At 71.2% G+C, this 14,039-nt stretch carries 16 protein-coding genes and 1 pseudogene; 9 read left to right on the top strand and 8 right to left on the bottom strand.

The window, feature by feature from the left end; translation table 11 throughout:
* Positions 1-229, top strand: a pseudogene (locus AWZ10_RS03235) (hypothetical protein); the annotation flags it as partial.
* A 60-nt stretch (positions 230-289) separates the two neighbouring features.
* The gene (locus AWZ10_RS03240) at positions 290-712 is read left to right on the top strand and encodes an acyl-CoA thioesterase (RefSeq protein ID WP_046708611.1); all 423 of its coding nucleotides are present in this window, start codon (positions 290-292) and stop codon (positions 710-712) included.
* An 83-nt stretch (positions 713-795) separates the two neighbouring features.
* On the opposite strand, the gene AWZ10_RS03245 is transcribed toward AWZ10_RS03240, so the two are convergent.
* Together AWZ10_RS03245 and AWZ10_RS03250 are read right to left on the bottom strand one after the other, a co-directional pair.
* Complete coding sequence (locus AWZ10_RS03245; RefSeq protein ID WP_244172372.1) at positions 796-1,476, bottom strand: peroxidase family protein; 681 nt, start codon at positions 1,474-1,476, stop codon at positions 796-798.
* On the bottom strand, positions 1,460-2,308 hold the full coding sequence (locus AWZ10_RS03250; protein WP_060890386.1) for an NAD(P)H-binding protein: 849 nt from the start codon (positions 2,306-2,308) through the stop codon (positions 1,460-1,462). The genes AWZ10_RS03245 and AWZ10_RS03250 overlap by 17 nt, the downstream gene beginning before the upstream one ends.
* 96 nt (positions 2,309-2,404) lie before the next feature.
* Between AWZ10_RS03250 and AWZ10_RS03255 the strand changes: the two genes are divergently transcribed.
* The 4 genes from AWZ10_RS03255 to AWZ10_RS03270 all read left to right on the top strand — a co-directional run bounded on the left by AWZ10_RS03255 (position 2,405) and on the right by AWZ10_RS03270 (position 7,290).
* Positions 2,405-3,268: a helix-turn-helix domain-containing protein gene (locus tag AWZ10_RS03255; protein WP_244172373.1), complete on the top strand. Its 864-nt coding sequence runs from the start codon at positions 2,405-2,407 to the stop codon at positions 3,266-3,268.
* A gap of 43 nt (positions 3,269-3,311) precedes the next feature.
* Entirely contained in the window at positions 3,312-3,926 is a 615-nt protein-coding gene (locus tag AWZ10_RS03260) for a 3'-5' exonuclease family protein (RefSeq protein ID WP_046708610.1), read from the top strand.
* 175 nt (positions 3,927-4,101) lie between these two features.
* The gene (locus tag AWZ10_RS03265) at positions 4,102-6,300 is read left to right on the top strand and encodes an alpha-N-acetylglucosaminidase (RefSeq protein ID WP_060890388.1); all 2,199 of its coding nucleotides are present in this window, start codon (positions 4,102-4,104) and stop codon (positions 6,298-6,300) included.
* A 96-nt stretch (positions 6,301-6,396) separates the two neighbouring features.
* The gene (locus AWZ10_RS03270) at positions 6,397-7,290 is read left to right on the top strand and encodes a chitosanase (protein ID WP_279616611.1); all 894 of its coding nucleotides are present in this window, start codon (positions 6,397-6,399) and stop codon (positions 7,288-7,290) included.
* A 138-nt stretch (positions 7,291-7,428) separates the two neighbouring features.
* Here AWZ10_RS03270 and AWZ10_RS03275 read toward each other — a convergent pair whose 3' ends face one another.
* The 6 genes from AWZ10_RS03275 to AWZ10_RS03300 form a co-directional block, all read right to left on the bottom strand.
* Positions 7,429-8,808: an 8-oxoguanine deaminase gene (locus AWZ10_RS03275; protein ID WP_060890383.1), complete on the bottom strand. Its 1,380-nt coding sequence runs from the start codon at positions 8,806-8,808 to the stop codon at positions 7,429-7,431.
* A 58-nt stretch (positions 8,809-8,866) separates the two neighbouring features.
* The gene (pucL, locus tag AWZ10_RS03280; RefSeq protein WP_046708607.1) at positions 8,867-9,769 is read right to left on the bottom strand and encodes a factor-independent urate hydroxylase; all 903 of its coding nucleotides are present in this window, start codon (positions 9,767-9,769) and stop codon (positions 8,867-8,869) included.
* 5 nt (positions 9,770-9,774) lie between these two features.
* On the bottom strand, positions 9,775-10,188 hold the full coding sequence (uraH, locus tag AWZ10_RS03285) for a hydroxyisourate hydrolase (RefSeq protein WP_046708606.1): 414 nt from the start codon (positions 10,186-10,188) through the stop codon (positions 9,775-9,777).
* Complete coding sequence (gene uraD, locus AWZ10_RS03290) at positions 10,185-10,709, bottom strand: 2-oxo-4-hydroxy-4-carboxy-5-ureidoimidazoline decarboxylase (RefSeq protein WP_060890384.1); 525 nt, start codon at positions 10,707-10,709, stop codon at positions 10,185-10,187. The genes uraH and uraD overlap by 4 nt, the downstream gene beginning before the upstream one ends.
* A gap of 206 nt (positions 10,710-10,915) precedes the next feature.
* Entirely contained in the window at positions 10,916-11,284 is a 369-nt protein-coding gene (locus AWZ10_RS03295) for a helix-turn-helix domain-containing protein (protein WP_046708604.1), read from the bottom strand.
* Positions 11,281-11,532, bottom strand: a complete 252-nt coding sequence (locus tag AWZ10_RS03300; RefSeq protein WP_078935671.1) for a YkoF family thiamine-binding protein — start codon at positions 11,530-11,532, stop codon at positions 11,281-11,283. The genes AWZ10_RS03295 and AWZ10_RS03300 overlap by 4 nt, the downstream gene beginning before the upstream one ends.
* 137 nt (positions 11,533-11,669) lie before the next feature.
* Between AWZ10_RS03300 and AWZ10_RS03305 the strand changes: the two genes are divergently transcribed.
* The 3 genes from AWZ10_RS03305 to AWZ10_RS55690 all read left to right on the top strand — a co-directional run bounded on the left by AWZ10_RS03305 (position 11,670) and on the right by AWZ10_RS55690 (position 13,982).
* Entirely contained in the window at positions 11,670-12,509 is an 840-nt protein-coding gene (locus AWZ10_RS03305; RefSeq protein WP_060890385.1) for a TIM barrel protein, read from the top strand.
* A gap of 122 nt (positions 12,510-12,631) precedes the next feature.
* Positions 12,632-13,522: a 2-hydroxy-3-oxopropionate reductase gene (locus AWZ10_RS03310; protein ID WP_046708615.1), complete on the top strand. Its 891-nt coding sequence runs from the start codon at positions 12,632-12,634 to the stop codon at positions 13,520-13,522.
* A 49-nt stretch (positions 13,523-13,571) separates the two neighbouring features.
* On the top strand, positions 13,572-13,982 hold the full coding sequence (locus AWZ10_RS55690) for a catalase (RefSeq protein ID WP_425264475.1): 411 nt from the start codon (positions 13,572-13,574) through the stop codon (positions 13,980-13,982).
* Positions 13,983-14,039: the final 57 nt, after the last annotated feature.

Below are 14,039 nucleotides of genomic sequence, written 5' to 3' on the forward strand. Positions count from 1 at the left end.
CGCGGGCCACCGGCCGGCGGGTGCGGCGACGGAGACAGGGACGGGGACGGGCGGCGGCTACCGCGTGCGGGCCACACCCCAGCCGGAGGCCGTCGCCGTACGGGAGCCCGACGCGGCGGCGCTGGGGGCCTGTGCGGCGACTCTGGAGAAGGCCGGCTGGCAGGTGAGCGAGCACACCGATCCCCGTGGCCGGGAGCGGTATCTGCTGGCTTCGCCGAGGCGCGCCTAGCGGCTGAGCAAGCGCTCAGTAAGCTGAGGTGTTTCCGTTCGCCTCAGGTAGGGGGAAGTCATGGCCGAGCCGTTTTTCGTTCCGGTGACCGTGCGCGGGTACGAGACCGATGTGCAGGGGCACCTGAACCAGAGCGTGTATCTCCAGTACGGCGAGCACGCGCGGTGGTCGCTGCTGCAGGCCGCCGGGATACGTCAGGCCGACCTGATGGCCAAGGGCGTCGGCCCCGTGGCGCTGGAGACGACGATCAGCTATCGGCGGGAGTTGCTGGCCGGCGACGAGGTCGAGGTGACGTGTGTCTTCGTGTGGAGTCAGGGCAAGACCTTCCGCATCGAGCAGACCGTACGTCTGACGGACGGCACCGTGGCGGCGGAGATCACCGGCGTGGGCGGGCTGATGGACCTGAGGATCCGCAAGCTGGTGGCCGATCCGCGGGAGTACTTCCGGGCACTGGCGACGGACTCCACCCTGTTCGGCCTGTGAAGGCGGCGACGGACCCCGGCTTTCCGGACCCCGGGCACGCGCCCACGGTCCGGAAAGCCGGGTGAGTCACGACCGGCCGTCGGTCAGCCCAGCGGGTTGAGCAGCTCCGGGTCGTCCTCGAAGGCGAAGAGCAGCAGGTCCGTCATCGTGAATGCGCCCTTCCGGTGGGACGGAAGGCTCGGGCGCCGGCCCGGGTGCTTCACGATCGCCCTCCGGCTGCCCTCGATCGCGCGGTGGAAGACCTCGGCGACGAGGGTGCCGCCGACGCCGGTGAGGCTGCCGGGGCGGGCTTCGTTCACCTCGGCCTCGCGCAGGACGTAGAACCACAGCGGGGTGTGCTCCACAAGCTGTGCGCGCTCGGTGCCGGAGGGGCCCTCCAGGACGGCGCCGCCGTTGCCCTGCAGGGTCTGGTCCTCCGTCAGCGACTTGAAGCCCATCTGGGCGGCCAGTTGCGGCCCGGTGGCCAGCTCGACCATCGCGGCGCGCGCGAGGTTGCGGAACGCGAGGTTGCGCTGGATCGGCGGCGGGGCCGGGCGGCCACGCCCGTCGAAGGTGCCGGTGGGCAGTGTGGCCAGCGGGTCGACGAGGAGCGTGTCGAGACGTTTGGCCACGTTGAACTCGCCCTCGGGCACGACCAGATCGCCCCGGCCGATCTCGCCGAAGTCGAACAGCCGGCGGAAGTCGACGATCCAGTTGCTCGGCAGCCGCAGGTTCTCCCCCGCGTTCGGGTACCCGCCGCCCTCGTCTCTAGGCGAAGGCCTCACGATGGCCGTCCGCCCACTCCCGATAGGTCCGTGCCGGGCGCCCCAGTACCCGGGGCACGTCCTCGGTGACCTCGGCGCCGCCGCCCCCGCGCACATACGCGGTCCCGGCCAGAACTCCCTCCACATAGGTGTCCCCCATGCCCGCCGCCACCAGATACCCCCGCGTCTCGTCCGGCGAGAGGTCGGCCGTCCCGACCGGACGGCCCAGCACCGAGGCGAGCACGGCGGCCTGGTCGGCGGTGCTCATCGCCTCCGGACCGGTCAGGGTGTACGTCCGCCCCGCGTGCGCCGACGTGGTCAGCGCCTCCACCGCGACCTGAGACACATCGCCCGGATCGACCACGCCCTGCCTGCCGGACCCCGTCATATTGGGCACGGGCATGCCGGAGCGGATCGCCTCCGCCCAGCTCAGCGTGTTGGAGGCGAAGGAGGAGGGGCGCAGGACCGTCCACTCCAACCCACTGGCGTGTACGGCCCGTTCGCCCGGGAGGTGCCAGTTCCCGCCGGGGCCACTGGCCGGGTCACCGGTGCCGATGGCGGAGAGCTTCACGACGCGGCGTACGCCTGCCGCCCGGGCGAGCGCGACGAGACGGGTGTCCGTCTCCCCGTCCCCGGGCCCCAACACACCGACCGCGAAGAGCGCCTCGGCCCCTGCCATCGCGGCCTCGACGGTCCCCGGGTCGCGGAAGTCCCCGCGCACCACCTCCACCCCGGACGGCACCCGGACCCGTGCCGGGTCCCGGGTCAGGGCCCGTGTCTTCTCGCCGCGCGCCGCGAGCAGCCGTACGACTTCACTGCCGATGGTGCCGGTGGCACCCGTCACTAGGATCATGCCGACCACGGTGCCGAACCGTGCCCCCGGACCTCTAGGAAATTCCGGCACGGTCGGCGGGCCCGTCCGCGCGGGTGCCGCGTCTACGGTGGACGGGTGAGCAGCACGAGAGCGTTCGAGGCCGAGTCGGCGGCGCGGTCCGTGAGCACGGACGGGGCAGGGTCGCCCACGGTGCCCGTACCCGTTCCCGATGCCCTGAGGCCGTGGTTCGCCGGGGTCGAGGTCGGGGCGGCGTCGGGGGACGGTGACCCGAGGCGGCCGTACACCCATCTGCCCGACACGGCGGTGAAGCTGGTGGTGCGTACCGGGGCGGACGGCGACCGTACGGCCATGGTGGTCGGCCCGCGGACCCGCGCCTCGTACCACGCGAGCGAGCGGCCGGTCTCCTGCGTGCGGCTGCGCCTCGAACCGGGCTCCGCCCGACCGCTGTTGGGCGTCCCGGCGGTCGACCTGGTGGGCCGGGTGATCCGGCTCGACGACTTCCTCACCCCTGGCGCCCGTCGCCTCGCCGACGAACTCCGTTCCGTGGAGGCGGAGTTGATCGTGCCCCGCCTGGCGGAGCTGCTGCCCACCGCGCACCCCGCCGGCCCCACCGTCGACAGCCGTACCGCGCTGGTGCGGGCGGCGGTGCGCGCGGTGTCGGCAGGGGGCGGGCGGCTCCCCGAGGGTGTGGGCGGGCTGGCTCGGCGGCTCGCCGTCAGCGAGCGGCAGTTGCGCAATCTCTTCGCGGACGGCGTCGGGGTCTCCCCGAAGCACTTCGCCCGCATCGCCCGGGTGCGGCACGTCCTCACCCACCGTTCCCCCGCCGTCCCGTGGGCTCAACTCGCCGCAGCCTCCGGGTACTACGACCAGTCGCACCTCACCGCTGACTTCCGCGCCCTGATGGGCGTGCCCCCCACGTCGTTCTTCACGGGCCGGCTGCCGGCCTCCCAGCCCTGCCAGGCGTTCGCCCGGCGCTGAAATCCGGATGCGCCGGACGGAGTCCGGCCGTCATGATCGCCGCATGGCAGCACGCAGGATCAAGCCCAGTCTGTACATCTCCGTCGACGTCGAGGCCGACGGGCCGATACCGGGGCCGTACTCGATGCTCAGCTTCGGTGCGGCCGTCGCGGGGCGGCAGGACGCGGAAGGGTTCACGGCGGCCGATCCGCAGGCGCGCACTTTCTACCGTGAACTGCAACCCATCAGCAGGGAGTTCGTGCCGGAGGCGCTGGCCGTGAGCGGGCTGGACCGGGAGCGGCTGGCCGCGGAGGGCACCGAACCGGGGGCGGCGCTGCGCCAGTTCGGCTCCTGGGTTCGCGAGGTCAGTACCGGTGCGCAGCCGGTGATGTGCGGCTACCCGGCGTCGTACGACTGGACGTTCCTGTACTGGTATCTGATCCGTTTCACCGGCGAGAGCCCGTTCGGGCACTCGGGGTGCCTGGACATGAAGACGCTGTACGCGACGAAGGCGGGGGTCCCGCTGCGGTCGGTCGCCAAGGGTGCGATGCCCCGGCATCTCCTCTCCCGCCGTCGCCACACCCACCACGCCCTGGACGACGCGATCGAGCAGGCGGATCTGCTGGCGAACCTGATGGCCTGGGACGGCACCACCCCTGGCCGTCCATCGGCCACCTGACGGTCACCCGGTGGCCCCCGCTGATCCGGCCACGGCCCGGGCCGAAGGCGGGCCGCCGTGGCGGAAGGAGCCGTTCACGCCGGGTTCTCCCCCGTGTGGCCCTGTGTCGGTGCACAAGTGCGGCTACGGCGGGTATTCCTCCCACGGCGTACCCCCACCGCACCCCGGAGACACCATGCCGCTCGCCCGCCGTGCCCTGCTCGCCGCCCTCGCCGCCGGTCCCGCGGTCGCCTGTACCCCGGCCCGCGCGATCCCCTCGGACGACGTGCCCCGCACCGACAAGGCGCTGCGTACGGCCTCGGCGGCGGCCCGGCGGCTGCTGCCGGACCACTGGCGGCAGATCACGTTCACGGAAGGCCAGGAACGGGACGCCTTCCGCGTGTCGGGGAGCACCGGGCGCATCACCATCGCCGGTGACACACCGGCCACCCAGCTCACCGGTCTGAACTGGTACTTGAGGCATGTCGCGTACGCCGAGATCAACTGGGCGGGCGAGCAGACGAACCTGCTGCCGCGCGAGCTGCCCGGACTCGACGCGGCGGTCGACCGCCGGGCGAACGTCACCCACCGCTTCGCCCTCAACGACACCAACGACGGCTACACGGGGGCGTACCTGGACTGGACGTACTGGGAGCGTGAGCTGGACGTGCTGGCGCTGCACGGCTACAACGAGGTCCTCGTCTACGCGGGCGCGGACGCGCTGTACCACCGGGTGTTCCAGGAGTTCGGGTACGGGGAGGAGGAGCTGCGGGAGTGGGTCCCGGGACCGGCCCATCAGCCGTGGTGGCTGCTGCAGAACCTGTCCGCCTTCCCCTCCCCCGTCTCCTCCCAGCTCCTGGACGCGCGGGCCGTCCTCGGCCGCCGGATCGCCGACCGGGCACGTGAGCTGGGGATGACGCCGGTGTTCCCCGGCTACTTCGGGACCGTCCCGGCCGGGTTCGCGGAGCGCGTTCCGGGGGCGCGGACCGTCCCGCAGGGCGACTGGATGGGCTTCGCACGCCCCGACTGGCTGGACCCGCGCACGGACGAGTTCGCAACGGTGGCGGCTGCGTTCTACCGGGTGCAGGACGAGATGTTCGGCCCGTCGACCCTGTACAAGATGGATCTGCTGCACGAGGGCGGCGACCCGGGTGACGTGCCGGTCGCCGACGCGGCGAAGGGCGTCGAGCGGGCGCTCCAGCGGTCGCACCCGGGGGCCACCTGGGTGATTCTCGGCTGGCAGCACAACCCGCCCCGGGCCATCGTCGACGCCGTCGACAAGCAGCACATGCTCGTCGTCGACGGCCTCTCCGACCGCTTCCCCACGGTCACCGACCGCGAGGCCGACTGGGGCGACACCCCGTACGCCTTCGGGTCGATCTGGAACTTCGGCGGCCACACCGCGCTCGGTGCGAACACCCCCGACTGGGCCGCGCTGTACGAGAAGTGGCGCACCAAGGAGGGCAGTGGGCTGCACGGGATCGCCCTGATGCCGGAGGCGGCGGACAACAACCCGGCCGCCTTCGCCCTCTTCTCCGAACTTGCCTGGCGGGAAGGTGAGTTGGACCTCAAGACCTGGTTCGCGGAGTGGGCGCACGCCCGGTACGGGGCCCGTGATCCGCATGCCGAGGCCGCCTGGGACATCCTGCGGCGCACCGCGTACGGCACCACCCGCGCCGACTCGTGGAGCGAGGGCGCCGACGGCCTGTTCGGCGCCCGGCCCGCATTGAATGTCGTTCGGGCCGGCCGCTGGTCGCCAAAGCAACTCCGGTACAGCGCAGCCGACTTCGAGCCTTCGCTCGGCGAACTGCTCGCGGTGCGGCCCGAGTTGCGAGTCTCGTCGGCATACCGTCGCGACCTCCTCGACGTGGCCCGCCAGGCCCTCTCCAACCGCAGCCGGGTCATGCTGCCGCAGATCAAGGCGGCGTACGACACCGGCGACAGGGCCCGCTTCGACAGGGCGAGCCGTGACTGGCTCTCCCTCATGGATCTGCTGGACGCGCTGATGGCCACCGACTCCCGTCATCTGCTGGGCCGCTGGGTCGCCGATGCCCGTTCCTGGGGTGCGGGTGCCGCCGAGCGGACGGAGCTGGCGTACGACAACCTGTCACTGCTGACCGTGTGGGGGACGCGGGAGGGTGCGGACGCGGGGCTGCGGGACTACGCCAACCGGGAGTGGGCGGGGCTGGTCGGCGGACTGTACCGGCTGCGCTGGTCGACGTACTTCGAGGAGCTGAGGGCCGCGCTGGCGGCGGGCCGGGCACCGAAGAAGATCGACTGGTTCGCCCTGGAGGACCGCTGGGCGCGGAACCCGGGGCCGCTCGCGACCGAGCCGACCGGGGACACGTACACGGTCGCCGCGCAGGTCCGGGACCGGCTCACAGCTCTCGCCTGAGGGATCACAGCCCACTGCCACGGCACGCCCACGACTTACCCAGTCGATCGCGCGACCCTCAATTACCTTTACAGCGCGCTCACTTGGAGACCACACGTGCCGTTGCCGCCCGCCCGAGCCGCATCACCGAGTCCGGCCTCGCACCGTCCGACCTCACGCCGTCTGCTGCTGACCGCCCTCGGCGCCTCCCTGCTCGCCGTCCCCGCCCTGGCGTACCGGGCGGCGGACGCGGCCACCGCTGCGGGAACCGCGACGGACACCGCGGCGGAAACCGCGGCGGACACCGGGCTCGACGACCCGGCGAAGAAGGACATCGCCATGCGTCTGGTGTCCAGCGCGGAGAACTCCTCGCTGGAGTGGGAGGAGCAGTACGACTACGTCGAGGACATCGGCGACGGCCGTGGCTACACGGGCGGCATCATCGGCTTCTGCTCCGGTACGAGCGACATGCTCGCCCTGGTCGAGCTGTACACCGAGCGGGTCGCGGACAATCCGCTGGCCGACTATGCGCCCGCGCTGCGCGCGGTGAACGGCACGGACTCCCACGAGGGCCTGGACCCGGGCTTCCCGGACGCCTGGCGCGAGGCCGCCGCAACCGCCGCGTTCCGCACGGCCCAGCGCGACGAGCGGGACCGCGTCTACTTCGACCCGGCGGTGGCTCGGGCCAAGGAGGACGGTCTCGGCGCCCTCGGCCAGTTCGTCTACTACGACGCCATGGTCATGCACGGCCCCGGCACCGACGCCCTCAGCTTCGGCCGCATCCGCGGCCGGGCCCTCCTCCAGGCGGCGTCCCCCACCGAAGGCGGCGACGAGACCGGGTTCCTGCACGCCTTCCTCGACGCCCGGGGGTGGGCGATGGAGCAGGAGGAGGCCCACAGCGACGTCAGCCGCGTCGAGACGGCCCAGCGGGTCTTCCTGGCGGCGGGCAACCTCGCTCTGGACCCGCCCCTGAACTGGCGGGTGTACGGGGACAGTTACACCCTGAGCTGACCGGACACACCCCCCCGTCGGACTGCCGGACCGTTCCGGGGCGCGCACGGGCGTGCGCGCCCCGGAGACGGCTGCCGTGGACCGCTCGGGTCCACGGCTCTGGTCGAGGGCCGTCCCCCTCGACCAGAGTTCAACGGGTCACGCCTCGGCGGCGATCCGCGCCAGCCGCTGGGCCTCTGTCCTCGTCGAGCGGGCGATCGCGTCCTCGTCGACGTGCAGCAGGCGGCCGTTGTCCACGATCTGCCGGCCGTTCACGAACGACGCCGTCACCGGGGCCGCCGCGCCGAGGACCAGGGCGGTCACCGGGTCGGCGATCGACGCGTGGGCGAGGGTGTCCAGCTTCCACAGGACGAGGTCGGCGAGCTTGCCCTGCTCCAGGGAGCCGATCTCGTGCGCCCGGCCCAGGACCTGGGCACCGCCGAAGGTACCGAGGCGCAGTGCCTGACGGGCGTTGAGCGCCGCTTCGCGGTGGCTGCCTAGGCGGTTGATGAGGAGGGCGTTGCGCAGCTCGGTGTGGAGTTCGCCCGACTCGTTGGACGCGGTGCCGTCGACGCCCAGGCCGACCGGGACGCCGGCCGCCAGCATGTCCGGGACGCGGGCGATCCCCGCGGCCAGCCGGGCGTTGGACGACGGACAGTGGGCGACCCCCGTCCTCGTACGGGCGAAGGCCTCGATGTCGGAGTCGTTCATGTGGACGCAGTGGGCCATCCACACGTCCTCGCCGAGCCAGCCCGTCGACTCGAAGTAGTCGGTCGGGCCCATGCCGAACAGTTCGTGGCAGAACTTCTCCTCCTCGACGGTCTCCGAGCCGTGGGTGTGCAGCCGTACGCCGAGGCGGCGGGCCAACTCGGCGCCCTCACGGAGCAGTTCGGTGGAGACCGAGAAGGGCGAGCAGGGGGCGACGGCGATCTGGGTCATCGCGCCGAAGGAGGCGTCGTGGTGCTCGTCGACCGTCGCCTCGGTGGCGGCGAGCGCGCCTTCCAGGGTCTCGACGGCGAAGTCCGGGGGCAGGCCGCCGTCCTTCTCGCTGCGGTCCATGGAGCCCCGGGCGAGCGTGAAGCGGACGCCCATCTCGCGCGCCGCCCGGATGATGGAGCCCGACAGGTCGCCGGAGCCCTTCGGGAAGACGTAGTGGTGGTCCATCGCGGTCGTCACACCGCCGCGGGCCATCATGCCGAGCGAGCCCTGGGCCGCCGCGTACGTCATGCGCTCGTCGATGCGGGCCCAGGTCGGGTAGAGCGCGACGAGCCAGTCGAAGAGGTTGTGGTCCGTGGCCAGGCCCCGGGTGATCCACTGGTAGAAGTGGTGGTGCGTGTTGACCAGGCCGGGGGTCACGAGGTGCCCGCTCGCGTCGATCCGGCGTACGACGTCCGTCAGGCCCTCGGGGGCCCGGCCCTCGCCGACCGACTCGATGACGTTGTCCGCCACGACCACATGACCGGACGCGTACTCGGTGTCCCTCGCGTCCACGGTCGCGATCGCCGCGTTCTCGATGACGATGCGCTGGGTTACTGCCATGGTTCGTCCTTCGGAGGTCGCTTCAGAGGTCTCTTCAGAGGTGACGTCAGAGGTCACGTCAGAGATTGGTGAGGTCCGCCGGGATCCGCGCTTCGCACCCGTCCCGCAGGACGGTGGCCTCGATCAGGCCGTAGGGGCGGTCGGCGGCGAAGTACACAGCGCCGTCGGCGGTGTCGTTCTTCAGGCCGAAGGGCGCCAGGTCCACCAGGAAGTGGTGCTTGTTCGGGAGGGAGAAGCGGACCTCGTCGATCTCGTCGCGGTTGTCGATGATCCGCGCACCCATCTGGTACAGGGTCTGCTGGAGCGAGAGCGAGTACGTCTCCGCGAAGGCCCGGAGCAGGTGCTGCTTCACCTGCCCGTAGGACTCCTCCCAGTCGGGCATGTCCCGCTCGTCGTCGGCCCAGTCGAAGCGCCAGCGGGCGGAGACCTCGGTGGCGAGGATACGGTCGTGCGCCTCGGGGAGGGTCGTGTACTTGTCCTTGACGTAGCCCCAGAACTCGGAGTCGGTCGAGTTCATGACCGTGAGGTCCTTGAGCCCGGAGACGACCTCCCATGACGAGCCGTCGTACGTGATCTGGGCCAGCCGGGTCTCCTGACCCTTGCGGACGAAGGAGTGCGCGCCCTCGTTGCCGTGCTCGATGCGCTCCCAGGAGTACTCCTCGATGCGGATACGGGCCCGGTGGATGGCCGGCTGGGAGGTCACGAAGTGCCGGGCCAGGTGGATGCCGAACTGCTCGGCGGACTCGATGCCGTGCTCCTTGGCGAACGCGTACACCGTGTTCTTGGTGGTGTCCGTCGGCAGGACGTTCGCGTTCGAGCCCGACAGATGGACCTCGGCCATGTCGCCGGAGAGCGACACGGACACGTTCAGGTCCTTGATGTGGTGGGTGGCGCCGTCCCGCGTGATCTTGACGACCCGGTTCTCGGCTTTGCCGTACTGGTTCGGTCCCAGGATGGGCATGGGTGCTAGCTCCCTCGGTATACGGAGTAGCCGAACGGGTTGAGCAGCAGCGGTACGTGGTAGTGCTCGCCGGGGTTCACGGCGAAGGTGATCGCCACTTCCGGGAAGAACACGGCACCGCTGTCCCGATTCGCGGGGGCGTCCTGCTGCGCATCGGCTTGCTTGTTCACGGTCTGTGCGACGGTCCTTGCGAGGTACGGCTCGACCTCGAAGTCGAGCCGGACGTGGGTCGTGCCCTCCGGCAGCGCCGGGAGGTCCTTGCACCGGCCGTCGGTGTCGGTCGCCGAGCCGCCGAGCGTCTGCCAGCCCGCTCCACGCCCGGAGCGGGCGGAGAGGTGGACGGCGACGCCCTCGGCGGGGCGGCCGACGGAGGTGTCCAGGATGTGTGTGGACACCGAGGCGGTCGTGGCGGTGCTCATGATCGGGCTTCCTCTTCCCCTTCGACGAGCCGGGCCAGGCGGATGCGGTTGATCTTGCCCAGTTCGGTGCGGACGATCTCGCGTTCCCGCTCCGGCGCGTTGCCGATCCGCTCCCTGAGCGCGTCGCGCATCCGTTCGCCGGTCAGGCCGGTGGCGCAGATCAGGAAGACATGGCCGAACCTCTCCTGGTAGGCCAGGTTCAGTTCGAGCATCTCCGCCTTGAGCTGGTCGGAGGCGCCGGCCATCCCGCGCTGCTCGCGGGCCGAGGTCGGGTCGCCCGGCTTCGGGCGGCCGATCGGCGGGTGTCCGGCCATGGCCTCCGCCAGGTCCCCTTCCGTCAGCTCGGCCATGGCGACGTCACTGGCGGCGAAGAGCTCCTCGACGGTGTCGTACGGGCGGCCGACGATGAGCCTGCGCCCCCATTCCGCCGAGGCGCACACCTCGTGGAGCGCCGCGGCTGCCGCGTGCTCCTCCAGGGTGTTGAAGCGGGCGAGGCCCGGTGTCGAAGAACGCGAAGTCACGGGAGCCTCCGTGGCCGTGGTGCTGGACTGGCTTCGGCCAGCTAACGCCCTGCGACGACACCACGTCAACAGTTTGTTGAAAAATCGCGGTTACGGCGGCGCTCCCGAAGAGGTCTCCGGCCGCGGCGGAACCGGGCGAGGCCCTGCCAGGCCCCCTTCTCGCGATTGAGGCCCTCTCGGGCCTCCTTCTCACGGTTGAGGCCCTCTCAGGCCTCCTTCTCGCGATTGAGGTAGTTGTAGACGGTGAAGCGACTGACGCCGAGCGCGCTCGCGACGGTCTCCACGCCGTGGCGCACGGAGAAGGCTCCGCGCGCCTCCAGTATCCGCACGACCTCCTGCTTGGCCTTGCGGTCGAGGTCCGCCAGTGGCCTGCCCTTCCGGCGTTCCATCGCGGCCAGGATGTGGTCCAGCGACTCGGCGAGCTGCGGCAGGCGTACGGCGACGACGTCGACACCCTCCCAGGAGAGGACGACATCGTCGGGGCCGGCCTCGTCCGGCGGCAGCATGACCCCGCCCATGGCGTCGACCAGCGGCTTCACGGCCGCGACAAAGGGCTCGTCGCCGTCGCCGGTCACGCGCCGCCCTCCCCGACCACGTTGACCTGGAGCGAGATCCGGGTGGCGCCGGACTCCAGGGTCCGGCGCAGCAGGGTGTCCACGGCGGTCAGCACGGCGTCGGCATCCCCCTCCGCCGTGTTGCCGAACGGGCCGACATCGACCGCGTCCAGCCCGGCCGCCTCGACGACCTCACGGGCCACGAGCGCGTGCGCCGGGGCCTCGTCGAGGTCGAAGGGCTCGGTCGTGAACTCCACTCTCAATCGCACGGGCACAACCTAACGCGCGGCGCCGTTTTCCACCGAGCCCTCTTGACAAGCCTCGACAGTCGGCGACAGTCTTCCATTAAGCAGAAACCAATTTCCACAATATGGAAATAGGAACGGAAGGGAGCGCCTGAGGCCCCATGGGATTCGCGGAGCAGCGCTACAACGTCAACCTGTCGATCCTCTTCACGGAACTCCCCCTCCTGGAGCGCCCCGCGGCCGCCGCCGCGGCCGGCTTCACCGCGGTCGAGCTGTGGTGGCCCTGGGTCGGCTCCCCGACCCCCGCACAGTCCGAACTCGACTCCCTGAAGAACGCGTTGGAGGACGCGGGCGTGCAGCTGACCGGGCTGAACTTCTACTCCGGTGTGCTGCCGGGTCCGGACCGGGGCACGCTGTCGATCCCGGGCGAGGAGTCGGAGAGGTTCCGCGCCAACATCGACGTGGCCGCGGACTTCGCCGGGTCCGTCGGCTGCAAGGCGCTCAACGCCCTGTACGGCAACCGCGTCGCCGGTGTGGACCCGGCCGAGCAGGACGCGCTCGCACTGGGGAACCTGGTCCTGGCGGCTCGGGCCGCCGACCGGATCGGCGCGATCCTGCTGATCGAGGTCCTGAACAAGGTGGAGTCACCGCTGTATCCCCTGGTGTCGGCACCGGCCGCCGTGGGTGTCGTCGACAAGGTCAACGAGGCGTCGGGCCTCGGCAACGCGCGCTTCCTGATGGACCTCTACCACCTGTCCATGAACGGCGAGGACCTGCCGCGGGTGATCACCGAGTACGTCGGCAGGACCGGCCATGTACAGATCGCCGACAACCCCGGCCGCGGCGGCCCCGGCACCGGCACCGTCCCGCTGGAGGACCTCCTCGACCAGCTGGGCAAGGCCGGTTACGAGGGCCTGGTCGGCCTGGAGTACAAGCCGGGCGACCGGCCGAGCGCCGAGGCCTTCGAGTGGCTCCCCCGTGAGGCCCGCGCGACGCGCTGAGGCCCACCCCACCGTCGTGGGCCCGCCTCGCAGTCATGGCCCGGCCCCACCGCGGCGGGCCCGCCCCACGGCCGCAGCCCATCCCGAAGACGCAGCAGAACAGTCAGAGAGGCTTCCTCACCATGAGCAATCTCCCCAAGGTCGCGTGGATAGGCCTCGGCATCATGGGCTCCCCCATGTCCGAGAACCTGATCAAGGCGGGATACGACGTCACGGGGCACACTCTGGAGCAGGACAAGCTCGACCGGCTGACCGCCGCCGGCGGTACGGCCGCGGCCTCCGTCGCCGAGGCCGTACGCGACGCCGACGTCGTCATCACGATGGTGCCCGCCTCCCCGCAGGTCGAGGCCGTCGCGTACGGCCCCGCCGGCATCCTGGAGAACGCCAGGCCCGGCGCCCTGCTGATCGACATGTCGTCCATCACCCCGCAGACCTCCGTCGACCTGGCGAAGGCCGCGAAGGAGAAGGGCATCCGGGTGCTCGACGCCCCCGTGTCCGGCGGTGAGGCGGGTGCGATCGAGGCCGTGCTGTCCATCATGGTCGGCGGCGAGCAGGCCGACTTCGCCGAGGCCGAGCCGGTCTTCGAGGCGCTCGGCCGGACCATCGTGCTGTGCGGTCCGCACGGTTCGGGGCAGACGGTGAAGGCAGCGAACCAGCTGATCGTCGCCGTGAACCTCCAGGCGTGCGCCGAGGCCGTGGTGTTCCTGGAGAAGTCGGGTGTGGACCTGAAGGCGGCGCTCGACGTGCTGGGCGGCGGACTCGCGGGCTCGACCGTGCTGACCCGCAAGAAGGACAACTTCCTGAACCGGGACTTCAAGCCGGGCTTCCGCATCGACCTGCACCACAAGGACATGGGCATCGTCACCGACGCCGCCCGCACCGTGGGCGCCGCCCTGCCCGTCGGCGCCGTGGTGGCCCAACTGGTCGCCTCCCTGCGCACCCAGGGCGACGGCGGCCTGGACCACTCGGCCCTGTTGCGGGCAGTGGAACGCCTCTCCGGCGCCCAGGTCTGAGGCGGATCGCCTCCCGAACTTCCGGTCCGCGGCCGCGCCGACATCTGTCCTGTCGCGCCCAGGCGCCACCGCGGACCGGAACCGCCGTTCCGGGTACGCCGACTTCCTGAGGGGCGTCGGCGGGCGCACCACGATGTTCGTACGCCTGTCGACGGTGGGTGAGGGTTTGGCCGACGCCGACCTCGTGCGCGTCCCGTCCGGACCGGCGATCAACTTGTGCACAGAAGAGGTCAGTTACGGCCTCGCCGAGAACCTCGCCCCGGTCACCTTCATCAAGACCTCGATCAATCTCCTGCCCCCAGATCCGGGCCGAGTCCCTGATCAACTCCTCGATCAACTCCGTGATCAGCTCCATGATCGAGTTTCTGACTTCACACACCCCGAGCCGCGTCCGGTCCCTGGTGACACCCGTCAGCCACCGGACGCACCGCCCGCGACCGCCGCCGACCGACCCGGATGAGGGGTGGCCGTCGGCGCGAGCGGGCAGGGCACGGACCGCGGCGGCGTGCGCGCCAGT

The organism is Streptomyces europaeiscabiei, assembly GCF_001550375.1.
GTDB lineage: Bacteria > Actinomycetota > Actinomycetes > Streptomycetales > Streptomycetaceae > Streptomyces > Streptomyces europaeiscabiei.

What these genes read in the sequence shown, in the direction of transcription:
- AWZ10_RS03240 (WP_046708611.1), top strand. Translation starts at nt 290, where the DNA reads ATGGCCGAGCCGTTTTTCGTTCCGGTGACCGTGCGCGGGTACGAGACC.
- AWZ10_RS03250 (WP_060890386.1), bottom strand. Translation starts at nt 2,308, where the DNA reads ATGATCCTAGTGACGGGTGCCACCGGCACCATCGGCAGTGAAGTCGTA.
- AWZ10_RS03260 (WP_046708610.1), top strand. Translation starts at nt 3,312, where the DNA reads ATGGCAGCACGCAGGATCAAGCCCAGTCTGTACATCTCCGTCGACGTC.
- AWZ10_RS03265 (WP_060890388.1), top strand. Translation starts at nt 4,102, where the DNA reads ATGCCGCTCGCCCGCCGTGCCCTGCTCGCCGCCCTCGCCGCCGGTCCC.
- AWZ10_RS03275 (WP_060890383.1), bottom strand. Translation starts at nt 8,808, where the DNA reads ATGGCAGTAACCCAGCGCATCGTCATCGAGAACGCGGCGATCGCGACC.
- pucL (WP_046708607.1), bottom strand. Translation starts at nt 9,769, where the DNA reads ATGCCCATCCTGGGACCGAACCAGTACGGCAAAGCCGAGAACCGGGTC.
- uraH (WP_046708606.1), bottom strand. Translation starts at nt 10,188, where the DNA reads ATGAGCACCGCCACGACCGCCTCGGTGTCCACACACATCCTGGACACC.
- AWZ10_RS03305 (WP_060890385.1), top strand. Translation starts at nt 11,670, where the DNA reads ATGGGATTCGCGGAGCAGCGCTACAACGTCAACCTGTCGATCCTCTTC.
- AWZ10_RS03310 (WP_046708615.1), top strand. Translation starts at nt 12,632, where the DNA reads ATGAGCAATCTCCCCAAGGTCGCGTGGATAGGCCTCGGCATCATGGGC.